The following is a 12,338-nucleotide window of genomic DNA, read 5'->3' as shown; positions in this document are numbered from 1 at the left end:
GTGCAAGGCCAATAGTCAAGTAACTACTTGAGCATTACCGTGACGTCCTCGGGCAGCTCCAGTCCCGGTGTCTCGCGCAGCACGGCCAACGCCCTGGTCAACGCACGTTCCGCGGTGTCGGCCCGCCCGGCGGTGACGCGCAGTTCGGCGCCGAGGTTCGTGGTGGTCTCGTGCATCGACCGGACGGTCTGCTCGTGCGCGGCCTGCAGTTCGGCCAGACGCTCGTCGAACCGGGCGCGCAGACCCTCGGCCGCCATGCGCGCCTGGTCCTGGGCGGCCGCGTGGGCAGTAGCTGCCTTGGTCAGCTCTTCGTGCGCCGTGTCGAGCCGCGCGGTGGCGGCGTCCGCACGCGACTCGGCCGCCTCGAGCCGGCCCGCCATCGTCTCGGCGCGGCTCTCCGCGGCCCGGCCGCGGCCGCGTTCCTCGTCCAGAGCGGTCCGGGTGGCCGCGAGTTCGGCGGTCACCGTCGCGATCGTCCCGGCGCGCTCGCCGGCCAGCTCGACGGCGGCGTCGGCCCGCTCGGTGACCCGCGCCAGTTCGTCCCGCACGGCGGACAGCTGCCCCTCGGCGCGCTGCTGTTCGTGGAGCGCTTCGCGCTGGGCGCCGCGGGCCGCGTCGCGCTCTCGGATGGCCGCGGACTTCTCCTTCTCGGCCGCCGTTGCGGCAGCGGAGGCTTCCTGTGCGATCTCGCGGGCCTGCGCGGCGTCAGCTTCGGCGAGCCCGCGCTGACGGCGGTGCTCGTCGGCCTCGGTCAAGGCGGCGTCGCGTTCGGCGAGGGCGGTCGCGGTGGTGGCCTCCAGCTGGTGGCGCAGGGTCGTGAGTGTCTCGACGAGGCCGCGGGCGGGGTCGAGGACCCGGTCGACCTGCCCGGCGAGCGCGGTGACGGCGGTGTCGTCCAGCTCGGTGTCGCTCTCCCGCAGGGACTCGGCGTCGGACAGGACCGCCTCGGCGTCCCGGCAGGACAGGTTCCGCCTGCCCCAGGTCTTCCCGTCCTGGCAGAACCGCGCCCGGCTCCCCCGCCCCACCGCCGGCGGCAGCGGCGCCCCGCAGCGCCGGTACTCGCAAATCCGCAGCTGACCTGCCTCTTCCGTCATGATCGGGAGCATATCAAACCTTCTAATCAGGACTAGATTGAGCTGTTTCGAAACAGAAGATTGCCGAGTGACCATCTGGGTTTGGATAAGGTCACATATCCGAACCCAGACGAGCGGATCGAGCGGAAGCCGGATCTGGTAGTAACGGAGGCCCCGTTCTCGACGAGTCAGGAACCGATGAGCGCACAGGAGTTCGGCGACGACGACTTGGTTCCGCTCCAGACGATCGACGGCGTCTCCTACGCCGTCGCGCTGACCGAACAACCGTGGGATCTCCCGGTCGACGCGCTGGCGATCTCCGTGGGGGCCGGCTACGGCAGCCTCGGCGACGCAGTGCAGGACGCGTTCCCCGGCGCCGGCTGGGAGCTGGTCGACCTGGACTCGGTCACCCCCGCACAACCCATCACGATGGACCTGCCCGCCCGCACCGGTCGCCCGCGGCTGCGCCTGGCTGTTCTCGCCACCCCCCACGACAAGGGCAGGCGCAACGACCCGACGCCGAGCGCGATCACGACCGCAACGACGACCGCCATCACGGCCGCGGCCGGCGTGGGCGCGACGGCCATCGCCGTCCCGCTGTTCGCCACCGGGCGCCTCGGAGTGCCTGCGTCCGTCGCCGCTCGCGCGGTCATCGAGGGTGCGCTGGCCGCGAAGTCCGGCATCCGCGAGGTCGTCTTCTTCTCCGACTACTCCCTCAACGTCGACGCGATCCGGAAGCAGTGGGCCGCCGATGTCCCGGGAGCCGCAGCTTTCCCGGCGCCGGGAACCACCGCACCCGAGCCGGCCCCGGTCCCCCGCGTGCCGGTGTTCTCGGAGAAGGAGCTGGCCGGCGGCGTCGCCCGGGACTTGGTCGACCCGAACGAAAGCATCGCGCTGACCGAGGACCACCTCGGCGTCAGCCCGTACGTCTCCATGCTGGCCACCGTCATCGCCGCCAAGGACACGCCGCTTCCGTTGTCGATCGGCGTCTTCGGCGAGTGGGGTTCCGGCAAGAGCTTCTTCATGGGCATGCTGCGCGGCCAGGTCAAATCCCTCGAGGGCACGCCGGGCCACTGCGCGAAGATCGCCCAGGTCGGGTTCAACGCCTGGCACTACGCCGACGCTAACCTCTGGGCCAGTCTCGGCGACGAGATCTTCCGCCAGCTCGCCGAACCCGCCCGCCGCCCCGGCGAACGGGACGAAGAGCACGAGGCCCGGCTGCGCGAAGGCGCCCGGCTGCGCGAGCAGCTCGCCGCCGAGCTGGAACAGCGCAAGCAGCTGACCGCGGTGACCGAGCGCGCCCAGGCCGAAGCCGCCGCGCTGAAACACCGGATCGGCGAAGCCGAACACGCCCGCAAGGTCCGGGCCGGCGACCTGCTGCGCGCGCTGCGGAAGTCACGCACCTTCCACGAGGAGTACGACGGGCTGTGGCGCAAGCTCGGCGTCGGCGACCTGGCCGACCAGGGCAAGCTCCTGGCCGACGAGATGCGCGGCGCGCACGGCGAAACCGAGGCGCTGGCCCGGATCGCCCGCTACCGCCACGGCCGTGCCGCACTGGTCACCGCCGCGGTCGTCCTGGCGGCGGGTGCGGCGATCACGGCCTTCGTGCCCGATGTGAAGGCGTGGCTGACCGGCGTCGGCGTCGTGTTCGCCGGCCTGGCCGCGACCGGGCTGGCACTGGTGGGCGCGGCCCGCGCCGGGCTGCGCCGGCTGCGGGTGCTCGCCGAAGACCTGCGCGGCGGGCTGGACGAAGGTGCCCAGCAGGAGCTTCTCGCGCTGCGCAAGGCCGACGCCGAGCAGCAGATCGCCGAACAGCAACTGGCGGAGGTCGTCACCCGGATCGGGGAGCTGGGCCGTCAGCTCACCGAACTGACCCCGGGACGGCGGCTGTACGCCTTCCTCGCCGAGCGGTCCCGCGGCGAGGACTACCGGGGCAACCTCGGCCTGATCTCCACCATCCGCAAGGACTTCGAAAAGCTCGTCGCGCTGATGACCGCGCCGGTGGCCGAAGGCGAGGAGGCCACCCGGCCGCTGGACCGGATCGTGCTCTACATCGACGACCTCGACCGGTGCAGCCCGCAGCAGGTCGTCGACGTGCTGCAGGCGGTGCACCTGCTGCTCGCGTTCGACCTGTTCGTGGTGGTCGTCGGGGTCGACCCGCGGTGGCTGCTGCGCTCGCTGAGCACGCACTACGACCGGCTGATCGAAGCCGATGCCGTCGTGCGCGCGGACGGCTGGCACGTGACGCCCGAGGACTACCTGGAGAAGATCCTCAACATCCCGCTGGTGCTGCCGCGGATGCCGGCGGGCAGCCTGCAGCGGCTGCTGTGGTCGATGACCGACACCCCGGCCGCCGCCGACCCCGGAGAGCGCAAGCCGGCCGAGCCGGCACACGACGTCGAGACCGGCGTCGTGGCCAATGCTCCGGTGCCGGCCATCCCGGTCGAGCCCGGCTCGCAGGTGGCCGCGCAGCTGGCCCCGGGACGGCCCGCCGAGGTCCCGCGGCCGCTGACCGATCCGGAGATCACCCTGCTGTCGAAGCTGGACCGGCTGGTCGACACGCCCCGGGACGCGAAGCGCCTGATCAACCTCTACCGCATGCTCCGCGCCACGCGCGATCTCTCCGACGCCTCGACGTTCCTCGCCGGCGAATACGAGGCCGTGGTCGTGCTGCTGGGAACGTGCACCGCGCACGGCCGCCTGCTCGGCCGCTTCGCCGACGCGCTGCTGCGGGCCGCGCCGGAAACGCCGTGGAGCGACTTCGTCGGCCGGCTGCGGCCGGTGGAGCGCGAGGAGCGCTGGGTGAGCGAGGCCGTGGGCCGGATCCCCACCGACGAGGCCGCGCAGTGGGAGCACCTGCACGGCAGCCTGGACGAGCTGACCACCGCTGTCACGCTGCCCGACGTCCGCGTGTTCCAGAGGTGGGTGCCGCGGGTCCGCCGGTTCTCCTACGTGCTTTCACCGGGCGCCCGCTGAGGCTCGCTTCCGTTCCAGCAGCGCCCGCTCGGCGGCGTTGCCGGTCAGCTCGATCGCCTGGGTGTAGGCCGCGATCGCCTGGTCGTGGCGGCCCAGCCGGTCCAGCAGGTCCGCGCGGATGGCGTGGAACAGCGGGAACCGCGCCAGGTCCAGCTCGTCCACCAGGGCCAGCGCCGGGGCGGGACCGTCGACCTCGGCGACCGCCACCGCGCGGTTCAACGCCACCACCGGCGTCGGTGTGAGCGCCAGCAGCTGGTCGTAGAGCGCCTTGACCTGGGACCAGTCCGTCGGCGCGTCGCTGTGGACGGCTTGGATGGCCGCCTGGATCTGGTACGGGCCCGGTTGGTCGCGGCGCAGGCACCGGCGGACGATCCCCTGGCCCTCGGCGATCAGGTCGCCGTCCCAGCGGGACCGGTCCTGATCGGCCAGCAGGACCACCTCACCGGACGCGGTCGTGCGCGTCGCGCGGCGGGCGTCGATCAGCAGCATCAGCGCGAGCAGGCCCCAGGCCTCCGGCTCGTCGGGCATCAGGCCGGCCAGGACGCGGGCGAGGCGGATCGCCTCGCGGCACAGGTCGTCGCGGACCAGGTCCGGCCCCGCGCTGGCCGTGTAACCCTCGTTGAAGATCAGGTACAGCACGGCGAGCACCGCCGACAGCCGCGCGGGCAGGTCGGCGTCCTGCGGGACGCGGTAGGGGATGCCGGCGTCGCGGATCTTGTTCTTCGCCCGGACGATCCGCTGGGCCATCGTGGGTTCGGCGACCAGGAACGCGCCGGCGATCTCGGCGGTGGTCAGGCCGCCGAGCAGCCGCAGGGTCAGCGCGACCTGGGTGGGGCGGGCGAGCGCGGGGTGGCAGCAGGTGAAGATCAACCGGAGCCGGTCGTCGGGCACGGCGCCCTCCTCGACGGGCTCGGCTGTGTCGTCCGAAAGAGTGGCGTGCAAGAGGGCGGCTTGGGCGTGTTTGTCGTCCCGCGCGGCCTCGCGGCGCAGCCGGTCGATGGCGCGGTTGCGGGCGGTGGTGATGATCCAGCCCGCCGGGCTGGGCGGGACTCCGGCGTCCGGCCATCGCCGGACGGCCTCGGCGAAGGCGTCCTGCACGGCTTCCTCGGCGATGTCGATGCTCCCGAAAACCCGCACGAGCACCGACACGGCACGGCCGTATTCCGCGGCGAAGACGTCCTCGACGCTCATCCGGCGAACGGCCGCACCTCGACCGGCAGCGGCGCGACGGCGTCGGCGAGCCGGCTGCCCCAGGCGAGCGCCGCGTCCAGGTCGGGCGCGGTGATGATCGTGAAGCCGCCGAGGTGTTCCTTGCCTTCGGTGAAGGGGCCGTCGGTGATGAGGGTGTCACCGTCGCCGGCGCGCAGCACGGTGGCGCTGGACGGCGGGTGCAGCCCGCCGGCGAACACCCAGGCCCCCGCGGCCTTGAGGTCGGCGTTCAGAGCATCGAGCTTCTTGACGACGCCGTCGAGGACGTCGGGGGGCGGGGTGGGGCCGTCGGGTTGGTAGATGCTGAGCAGGTACTGCTTCACGTCGGCTTCCTTTCGCGGTTTTGCCCTTCATACGAACGCCGCGCGGCCGGATCGACAACGTTCGCGAAGAATGATCCCGTAACCTCGGCGCGTGCCCGAGCTGGAACCGGTGACCGCCGCCCTGAGTCCGCAGGACCGGCTCGCGCTGCTCGATCAGGCCGCCGCGCGGCACGTCGATGAGCAGCGGCCGCCCAACACGCTCAAGGCCTACGCCCAGGACTGGCAGGTCTGGCAGGACTACACCGCCGAGGCCGGGATTCCGCCGCTGTCGGCGTCGATCGGCGCGCTCACCGGGTTCGTCGTCTGGCTCGAACGCGGGCGGACGCTGCGGCCGGCCGAACGCGCCGTGCCCGAGGTGGCGGAGCTGGCCGCCCCGGCGGCGCCGTCGACGATCGAACGGCGGCTCACCGGTGCGCTCGCCGGGCTGCGTCACCACAAAGTCGTCGTCGACCCCGAAGCGAGCCGCGCCGCGTGGCGGGCGCTGAAGGGCTACCGGCAGCGGCTGGCCCGCGAAGGCATCCAGCGCGGCCGCGGCAAGGCCACCATGGTCACCCTCACCGACCTGCGGGCGATGTCGCGGGCCTGCCCGGACACCCTGGCCGGCGCCCGCGACCGGGCGATGCTGCTGATCGGGTTCCCGATCGCCGCCCGGTGCTCGGACCTGGCGAACCTGCTGGTCACCGACGTCGAGCCGGTCGAGGGCCGGGGGCTGGCGGTGACCGTGCGGCACGGCAAGAGCACCGGCGACATGGTCGTCCCGCGGCGCGAGAGCCCCGACACCGATCCGGTGCGGGCGTGGCACGCGTGGCGCTCGGGCGCCGGGATCGCCGACGGCCCCGCGTTCCGCCGGGTCGACCGGCACGGCAACGTCGGCCTGCCGGCGCTGAGCACCACCGGCGTCAACCAGATCCTCACCCGGGCGGGCGTCCGCGCGGGCCTGCCGTACCCGGTGACCGGGCACTCGCTGCGGTCCGGGTTCGCCACCGAGGCGCGCCGGGCCGGCGCCGACGACCTCGCGATCGCCGACCAGGGCCGGTGGGTGCGCGGCAGCCGCGCGCTGTACGAGTACATCCGCCGCGTCGACCAGTGGGACGACAACGCCGCGGGCGTGCTCGACCTCTGAGTCACGGCGTCCGCGTCGCGCCGACGACCTCGCCGTCGAGGCGGGCGAGCCAGCTGCCGCAGACGCAGCGCACGTAGTCGAGCCGGTGGGTGGCGGGCCGGGCCGCGGTCGCCGGCAGTTCGGCGAGCGGCCAGCCGCAGCGGGGGCAACGGTTTCCGTCCATGCCCCGATCGTGCTGTAATGGCTTTGTGCACTTCAACCCTTACGGCGGCCCGGCCGCGCTCGTGGCCGCCGACCTGGTGAACGCGGGGTCCGCGAGCGAGCTGCTGGACGGGATGGTCCGCAACGGCATGGCCATCCGGGCGCTCACCGACGACGAGGCGACGCGGATCGCGGGGTGGGCCGGCCGGCTGCGGCCGGTGTTCGCCGCGGTCGCGGAAGACCGCCCGGAGCTGGTCAACGACCTGCTGGCCGAAGCGGCGTGCCGCCCGTACATCACCACCCACGACGGCAAGCCACCCCACCTGCACTACTCGGCCGCGGACGCCGGTCCGGTGGGCCGGGTCCGCGCGTACACCGCGGGCGGGTTGGCGCACCTGGTGTGCGAAGCCCCGGACCGCTTGGGCATCTGCGGGCGAGAGGGGTGTGAAACGGCGTATGTCGACACCTCCCGCAACGGCCGGCGGCGGTTTTGCTCGACCCGCTGCGCGACCCGGGTGCACGTCGCCGATCACCGGGCCCGGCAGGTCAGCGCCTGACGGCCCGCCAGCCCAGGACGGTCGGCGTGGGCGAGCCGCCCTCGGCGAACCGCTCGAACACCAGCCCCGCGTCGAGGACGGCGTGGAGCAGCGCGGGCAGCGGCCGGTGGGTGGCGCCGACCTTGTCCCGCAGACCGCGATCGGTCCAGGACTTCGTGGTCCGGCCGGTCTCCCGGTAGCCGGGCCGCAGGACGACGGCCCGCTCGTCGGCGCGGTCGGCGAACCCGCCGCAGAAGCACGGATGCACTCCGATGTGGACGAACACCCCGCCTGGTGCCAGCACGCGCGCCGCCTCACGCAGCACCGCCGGGTAGTCGGGCATATCGGTGTGCACCATGACCGACACGACGGTGGGCAGCGATCCAGTGGCGATCGGGAGAGCTTCGGCGTCGCCGCGCACGACCGGCAGCCGGGGCGACGCGTGGCGCAGCATGCCGGCGGAAAGGTCGACGCCGAGCGGCGTCCGGCCGAGGTCCCGGATCCGGCCGGCGTGGGCGCCGGTGCCGCAGCCCAGCTCGAGGCACGGCCCGGAGCCGGGCCCGAGGAGGTCCCGCAGCACGAGGCCGATCTCCAGAGGATCGTCGCGCCAGCCGGGGAGGAACGTCGTCTCGTACCAGTCGGCGATCGCGTCGTAGCCCGTCACCTTTCCCGTCTACCGGCCGCGGCCGGCGGGGCGCCAGGGATTCCGCCCCGGGCGGAAAGCGCGCCACAGGCGCCCGCTTAGACTGCGGACATGAGCAAGCGCTTAGTGGCCATGGGGGACTCGTTCACCGAAGGCGTCGGAGACGACGACCCGGCCGCCCCCAACGGAGTCCGCGGCTGGGCCGACCGCGTCGCCGAGCAGCTCGCCGCGCGCGAGCCCGATTTCCGGTACGCCAACCTCGCCATCCGGGGCAAGCTGCTCCCGCAGGTGCTCGCCGAACAGCTCGAAGCGGGGCTCGCCATGGACCCCGACCTCGTCTCCCTCTACGCCGGCGGCAACGACCTCATGCGCCCCAAGGTCGACATCGACGCCCTGCTCGTCGGCTACGAGACCGCCATCGCCCGGGTTCGCGCCACCGGCGCGCGGCTGATCCTGTTCACCGGGGTCGACGGCGTCGAGGACCCGCTGTTCCGCGCGATCCGCGGCCGCGTGGCGATCTACAACGAGCTCGTCCGCGGCATCGCCGCCCGGCACGGCGCCCTGCTGGTCGACCTCTGGTCGATGCGGCAGCTGTGTGACCGCCGCTTCTGGGCGCCGGACCGGCTGCACCTCAACGCGCTCGGCCACACCGAGGTCGCGATCGAGGTTCTGCGCGTGCTCGGCGTCGAACACCCGCTGGTCAACCCCGAGCTCGCGCCGCGTGAGGTGCTCAGCCCGGCCGCGCGCCGCAGCCAGAACCTGCAGTGGGCGAAGGAGCACGCGCTGCCGTGGGTGCGGCGACGCGTGCGAGGCGAGTCGTCCGGGGACACCATGGCCCCCAAGCGACCGGCGCTGGAGCCGGTCGGCTCAGCGCCGCTCCCCCGCTGACGGGCGGAGGCCGTCGAAGAGGATCGTCACGGCCCGGTCGCGCAGCCGCGCGTCCGGGCCCGCGTACTCGGCGGCCTTCGCCACGCCGATGATGATCGTGATCAGCTCCCCGGTGACCAGGTCTTCGCGGACCGCGCCCGCGGCCTGCGCCCGCGACAGCAGCACCCCGAGGGCGCCGAGCAGCCGGCCGCCGATCCCGGACTTCTCCTTCGGCACGGTGACCCCGGCGGCGGTGAGGGCCTCGAAGTAGGCGTTCTTCGCGCTGGACATCTCGATCCAGCCGGCGAGGAAGGTGAAGAACGCCGCCCCCGGGTCGGCGGAGTCGGCCGCCACGACGGCTTCGGCCTCGTCGGCGAAGCGGTGCAGGCGGGCGATCAGCACGGCCTCGAGGAGGGCTTCCTTCGTCGGGAAGTGCCGGAACACCGTGCCGATGCCGACGCCGGCCGCGCGGGCGACCTCTTCGGTGGGCGCCCCGGTGCCCTTGGCGGCGAAGACGCTCTCGGCCGCTTCCAGCACGCGCGCCCGGTTGCGCCGGGCGTCGGCGCGCAGCGGTTTCGACTCGGTCGGCTCAGCGGCGGCGGGGGTCACCACCCGATCGTACTGCGCAGTTTGTCACCGATCCGACTACAGCTACGGCCGATGACTTTCGCGGTAACGGCTCCGTATTGCTCGGCGGGCGGCCTACTTCCGGTCGGATCGGTGACGGGTGTCGTCGTCGAGGGTGTCCAGCAACCGGGCCAGCGCGCGCGGCACGTGCGAACGCCAGCCGCCACCCATGATGCGGCGGGAGACGCGCTGGAACTCGTCGTCGGGGTCGAAGCCTTCGTGGCTCAGGAAGAGCCGGGTGCCGGTGCCCTCCGGTTCCAGCCGCCAGGTGACCGTCCACTGCGGACCCCAGCGGATGCTCAGCTTGCGCTCGGGCTCGACCTCCAGCACCTCGCACGCCACCGGCCCGCCGGCGAACCCGGCCGCCGGCACCGGCTCGGCCAAGAGCTGGAATTTGTGGCCCACCAACGGTTTGATGTCGTTGGGCATGTTGATCCAGCGCTCCAGCAGGTCCGGTTCGGTGAGCGCGCGCCAGACCTTGCGGGCGGGGTGGGCGAGGAACTGGTCGACGTGGATCGCGGTCGGGTCGTCGCCGGTCACAGGTCCTCCTCGTCGAGCAGGTCGCGCAGGTTCGTGAGCTTGCTCCGCCAGAAGCGCTCGTAGGGCGTGAGCCAGTCGGCGACTTCTTCGAGCGGGGCCGCGTCCAGCCGGTAGACGCGGTTGCGGCCCTGCCGCTGCTCGCTGACCAGGCCCGCCTCCCGAAGCACCCGAAGGTGTTCCGAGAGGCTGGGCCGGGCCATGTCGAACCGCTCGGCGATCGACCCCGCGGCCATCGGGCCGTCCAGCAGCAGCCGCAGGACCTCCCGCCGCGCCGGGCTGGCCAGCGCGGCGAAGACGTCGTCGTTGACCGGCATCAGTTCGGGACGTTGCCGAAGTCCGACGGCTGGAGCAGGCCGAGCGTGTGCCCGTCGAGGTCCGTGAACGACGTCGCCCGCCCCCACGGCCGCTCCTGCGGGTCGTCGACCTCGACACCGGCCGCCCGCAACGCGGCGACGTCGGCGTCGAGGCCGGTGGTCTGCAGCTGGAAGTGCCGCGGACCCGGCTCGATCCCGGTGACCTGCTGGTCGGTCAGCACCACGCCCGTCTGCGCGCCCTTCGGGGCGACCATCACGAACCGGCCGCCTTCGGGCGTGCGGCGGTCGACGAGCGCGTCGAAGCCGAGCTTGCCGACGTAGAAGTCGCGCGCGCGGGCGTGGTCGGCGACGGGCAGGGTCAGGAACTGCACGTGGGTGATCGTCATGGCGCCGACAATACGTAGGAGATCTCCTACATGTCAACGGCGGCGCCGAACCACCGCTCGAGCGCCGCCCGCAACGCCTTCCGCTCGGCGTCATCGGGCTCCGCGGAACCCGACGCCCAGGCGACGTAGCCGTCGGGCCGGATCAGCAACGCGGTCGCGTCCACCTCGGCCTGGCCGCTGACGAGGTCGACGCGCTCGGTCCAGCCGCGCAGCTCCTCGCCGAGCGAGCCGGTGAAGTCCAGCAGCAGTGGCCGGGCGGTCCGGGTCAGCTCGGCCAGCCGGGTGCCGTCGGCCAGGACGAGGTCCGGGGCCCACCGGCCGTCGAGCGGGTGGTCGGTGCCCGGTTCGTAGCGGACGTCGGCGCCGGACATCAGGTCGGCGACGTGCTGGACCGTGCTCGGCAGCCGCAGCAGTTCGCCGAACAGTTCCCGCAGCGCCGTGACGTCGCGGCCGGGCGCGATCAGCGCGGACTGGGCCTGGGTGTGCATGACGACGCGCTCGGCGACCGGGCGGCGTTCGCTCTCGTAGGTGTCGAGCAGGCCGGCGGGTGCCCAGCCGTGCAGTTCGGCGGCGAGCTTCCAGCCGAGGCCGACGGCGTCCTGCAGGCCGAGGTTCAGGCCGGGCCCGCCGATGGCGGAGTGGACGTGCGCGGCGTCGCCGACCAGCAGCACGCGGCCGTCGCGGAACCGGTCGGCCAGCCGTGTGTTGCGCCCGCGCAGCCGCCGCAGCAGGTGCGGCCCGTCGCCCTCCGGCGGCCCGATCGGCAGCGCGAAGCCGAGCACGCGCTCGATGCTCGCGCGCTGGTCCTCGAGCGTCATCGCGGGCTCGTCGGCGGGTTCTTCGGCGTCGGTCCACTCCACCGTCGTCACGAGCGGCCCGGTCGGGAACGGCGCGTAGACGAAGAGCCCGGTTTCGGTGCGGTAGTGGAAGAACGGCGGGATGACGCCGTGACCAGGCACCTTCAGCCCACCGGACGCGGGGTCGACGAACTCGGCGGGAACGGTCGCGTTCGCGGTGAGCGACAGTGTGCGGTCCTCGGTGACGCCGGGGAAGCCGATGCCGGCCAGCTTGCGGGTGATGCTGCGCCCGCCGTCGGCACCGACGACGTAGCGGGTGGTGAGCCGGCCCGGACCGTCCGGACCGGTGAGGTCGAGCGTGACGGCGTCGGCGTCCTGGACCAGGCCGGTCACCTCGTGGCCGCGGCGGATTTCGACGCCCAGTTCGGCGGCGCGGTCGGCGAGCATCGCCGCGACGCGCCGCTGCGGCACGCCGAGGATGTGCAGCGAGTTGCGTTCGGGCAGCGTCAGGTCCAGGCGCATCGCCCCGAAGACGAACGCGGGGGCGGGCGGCCCGATCGGGCCGGCGAGGCGGTCGTGCAGGCCGCGGCGGTCGAGCAGGCGCACGACCTGGCCGACCAGGCCGTTGGCCCGGTTCTCCTCGGTCGGCTCGGGCAGCCGTTCCAGCACGAGCGGGCGGATGCCGGCGAGGGCCAGTTCGCAGGCGAGCATCAGGCCGTTGGGCCCGGCGCCCGCGATGACGACGTCTTCCATGGCGGAACTCCTTGCGGTGAAAGGGCATGA

The 12,338-nt window shown here is 73.2% G+C and carries 14 protein-coding genes; 4 read left to right on the top strand and 10 right to left on the bottom strand.

Features of this window, described 5'->3' with window-relative positions; genetic code table 11:
* Positions 1-23 precede the first annotated feature (23 nt).
* Positions 24-1,094 carry a coiled-coil domain-containing protein gene (locus tag BLV96_RS05620; RefSeq protein WP_244180055.1) on the bottom strand — a complete coding sequence of 357 codons (1,071 nt, stop codon included), beginning with the start codon at positions 1,092-1,094 and terminating at the stop codon, positions 24-26.
* A 177-nt stretch (positions 1,095-1,271) separates the two neighbouring features.
* Here BLV96_RS05620 and BLV96_RS05615 point away from each other — a divergent pair, with 177 nt between their 5' ends.
* Positions 1,272-4,049 carry a P-loop NTPase fold protein gene (locus tag BLV96_RS05615; protein ID WP_086678888.1) on the top strand — a complete coding sequence of 926 codons (2,778 nt, stop codon included), beginning with the start codon at positions 1,272-1,274 and terminating at the stop codon, positions 4,047-4,049.
* On the opposite strand, the gene BLV96_RS05610 is transcribed toward BLV96_RS05615, so the two are convergent.
* Complete coding sequence (locus BLV96_RS05610; protein WP_086678889.1) at positions 4,032-5,240, bottom strand: RNA polymerase sigma factor; 1,209 nt, start codon at positions 5,238-5,240, stop codon at positions 4,032-4,034. The genes BLV96_RS05615 and BLV96_RS05610 overlap by 18 nt on opposite strands.
* Positions 5,237-5,581, bottom strand: a complete 345-nt coding sequence (locus BLV96_RS05605; RefSeq protein WP_086678890.1) for a YciI family protein — start codon at positions 5,579-5,581, stop codon at positions 5,237-5,239. The genes BLV96_RS05610 and BLV96_RS05605 overlap by 4 nt, the downstream gene beginning before the upstream one ends.
* A gap of 91 nt (positions 5,582-5,672) precedes the next feature.
* On the opposite strand from BLV96_RS05605, the gene BLV96_RS05600 reads away from it, so the two are divergent.
* Positions 5,673-6,704 (top strand): site-specific integrase, encoded by a 1,032-nt coding sequence (locus BLV96_RS05600; protein ID WP_086683338.1) that lies wholly within the window; start codon positions 5,673-5,675, stop codon positions 6,702-6,704.
* Position 6,705: 1 nt separating this feature from the next.
* Here the strand turns inward: BLV96_RS05600 and BLV96_RS49690 are convergent, their stop codons facing one another.
* Entirely contained in the window at positions 6,706-6,867 is a 162-nt protein-coding gene (locus BLV96_RS49690; protein ID WP_167379534.1) for a hypothetical protein, read from the bottom strand.
* A gap of 25 nt (positions 6,868-6,892) precedes the next feature.
* Here BLV96_RS49690 and BLV96_RS05595 point away from each other — a divergent pair, with 25 nt between their 5' ends.
* Positions 6,893-7,402, top strand: a complete 510-nt coding sequence (locus BLV96_RS05595) for a CGNR zinc finger domain-containing protein (protein WP_086683340.1) — start codon at positions 6,893-6,895, stop codon at positions 7,400-7,402.
* On the opposite strand, the gene BLV96_RS05590 is transcribed toward BLV96_RS05595, so the two are convergent.
* On the bottom strand, positions 7,392-8,045 hold the full coding sequence (locus tag BLV96_RS05590; RefSeq protein WP_086683343.1) for a class I SAM-dependent methyltransferase: 654 nt from the start codon (positions 8,043-8,045) through the stop codon (positions 7,392-7,394). The genes BLV96_RS05595 and BLV96_RS05590 overlap by 11 nt on opposite strands.
* A gap of 90 nt (positions 8,046-8,135) precedes the next feature.
* Between BLV96_RS05590 and BLV96_RS05585 the strand changes: the two genes are divergently transcribed.
* Positions 8,136-8,912: an SGNH/GDSL hydrolase family protein gene (locus tag BLV96_RS05585; RefSeq protein ID WP_208608139.1), complete on the top strand. Its 777-nt coding sequence runs from the start codon at positions 8,136-8,138 to the stop codon at positions 8,910-8,912.
* Here BLV96_RS05585 and BLV96_RS05580 read toward each other — a convergent pair.
* The 5 genes from BLV96_RS05580 to BLV96_RS05560 all read right to left on the bottom strand — a co-directional run bounded on the left by BLV96_RS05580 (position 8,892) and on the right by BLV96_RS05560 (position 12,308).
* Complete coding sequence (locus BLV96_RS05580) at positions 8,892-9,500, bottom strand: TetR/AcrR family transcriptional regulator (RefSeq protein ID WP_086683349.1); 609 nt, start codon at positions 9,498-9,500, stop codon at positions 8,892-8,894. The two genes, BLV96_RS05585 and BLV96_RS05580, sit on opposite strands and share 21 nt — an antisense overlap.
* 93 nt (positions 9,501-9,593) lie before the next feature.
* Positions 9,594-10,058, bottom strand: coding sequence for an SRPBCC family protein (locus tag BLV96_RS05575; RefSeq protein ID WP_086683352.1), 465 nt, complete (start codon positions 10,056-10,058; stop codon positions 9,594-9,596).
* Complete coding sequence (locus BLV96_RS05570) at positions 10,055-10,372, bottom strand: metalloregulator ArsR/SmtB family transcription factor (RefSeq protein WP_086683355.1); 318 nt, start codon at positions 10,370-10,372, stop codon at positions 10,055-10,057. Before BLV96_RS05570 ends, BLV96_RS05575 begins: the two co-directional genes overlap by 4 nt.
* The gene (locus BLV96_RS05565) at positions 10,372-10,758 is read right to left on the bottom strand and encodes a VOC family protein (RefSeq protein WP_091388803.1); all 387 of its coding nucleotides are present in this window, start codon (positions 10,756-10,758) and stop codon (positions 10,372-10,374) included. The genes BLV96_RS05570 and BLV96_RS05565 overlap by 1 nt, the downstream gene beginning before the upstream one ends.
* A gap of 26 nt (positions 10,759-10,784) precedes the next feature.
* Entirely contained in the window at positions 10,785-12,308 is a 1,524-nt protein-coding gene (locus BLV96_RS05560) for an FAD-dependent monooxygenase (RefSeq protein ID WP_091388800.1), read from the bottom strand.
* Between the last annotated feature and the right edge of the window lie 30 nt (positions 12,309-12,338).

The sequence above is a fragment of the Amycolatopsis pretoriensis genome (genome assembly GCF_900107925.1).
GTDB lineage: Bacteria > Actinomycetota > Actinomycetes > Mycobacteriales > Pseudonocardiaceae > Amycolatopsis > Amycolatopsis pretoriensis.
The sequence above is the reverse complement of the archived record's forward strand: the minus strand, read 5'-3'. Positions and strand labels throughout refer to the sequence as shown.

Excerpts from the sequence above, each read along its gene's own strand:
- BLV96_RS05620 (WP_244180055.1), bottom strand. The coding sequence starts at position 1,094 with ATGACGGAAGAGGCAGGTCAGCTGCGGATTTGCGAGTACCGGCGCTGC.
- BLV96_RS05615 (WP_086678888.1), top strand. The coding sequence starts at position 1,272 with ATGAGCGCACAGGAGTTCGGCGACGACGACTTGGTTCCGCTCCAGACG.
- BLV96_RS05610 (WP_086678889.1), bottom strand. The coding sequence starts at position 5,240 with ATGAGCGTCGAGGACGTCTTCGCCGCGGAATACGGCCGTGCCGTGTCG.
- BLV96_RS49690 (WP_167379534.1), bottom strand. The coding sequence starts at position 6,867 with ATGGACGGAAACCGTTGCCCCCGCTGCGGCTGGCCGCTCGCCGAACTG.
- BLV96_RS05585 (WP_208608139.1), top strand. The coding sequence starts at position 8,136 with ATGAGCAAGCGCTTAGTGGCCATGGGGGACTCGTTCACCGAAGGCGTC.
- BLV96_RS05570 (WP_086683355.1), bottom strand. The coding sequence starts at position 10,372 with ATGCCGGTCAACGACGACGTCTTCGCCGCGCTGGCCAGCCCGGCGCGG.
- BLV96_RS05565 (WP_091388803.1), bottom strand. The coding sequence starts at position 10,758 with ATGACGATCACCCACGTGCAGTTCCTGACCCTGCCCGTCGCCGACCAC.
- BLV96_RS05560 (WP_091388800.1), bottom strand. The coding sequence starts at position 12,308 with ATGGAAGACGTCGTCATCGCGGGCGCCGGGCCCAACGGCCTGATGCTC.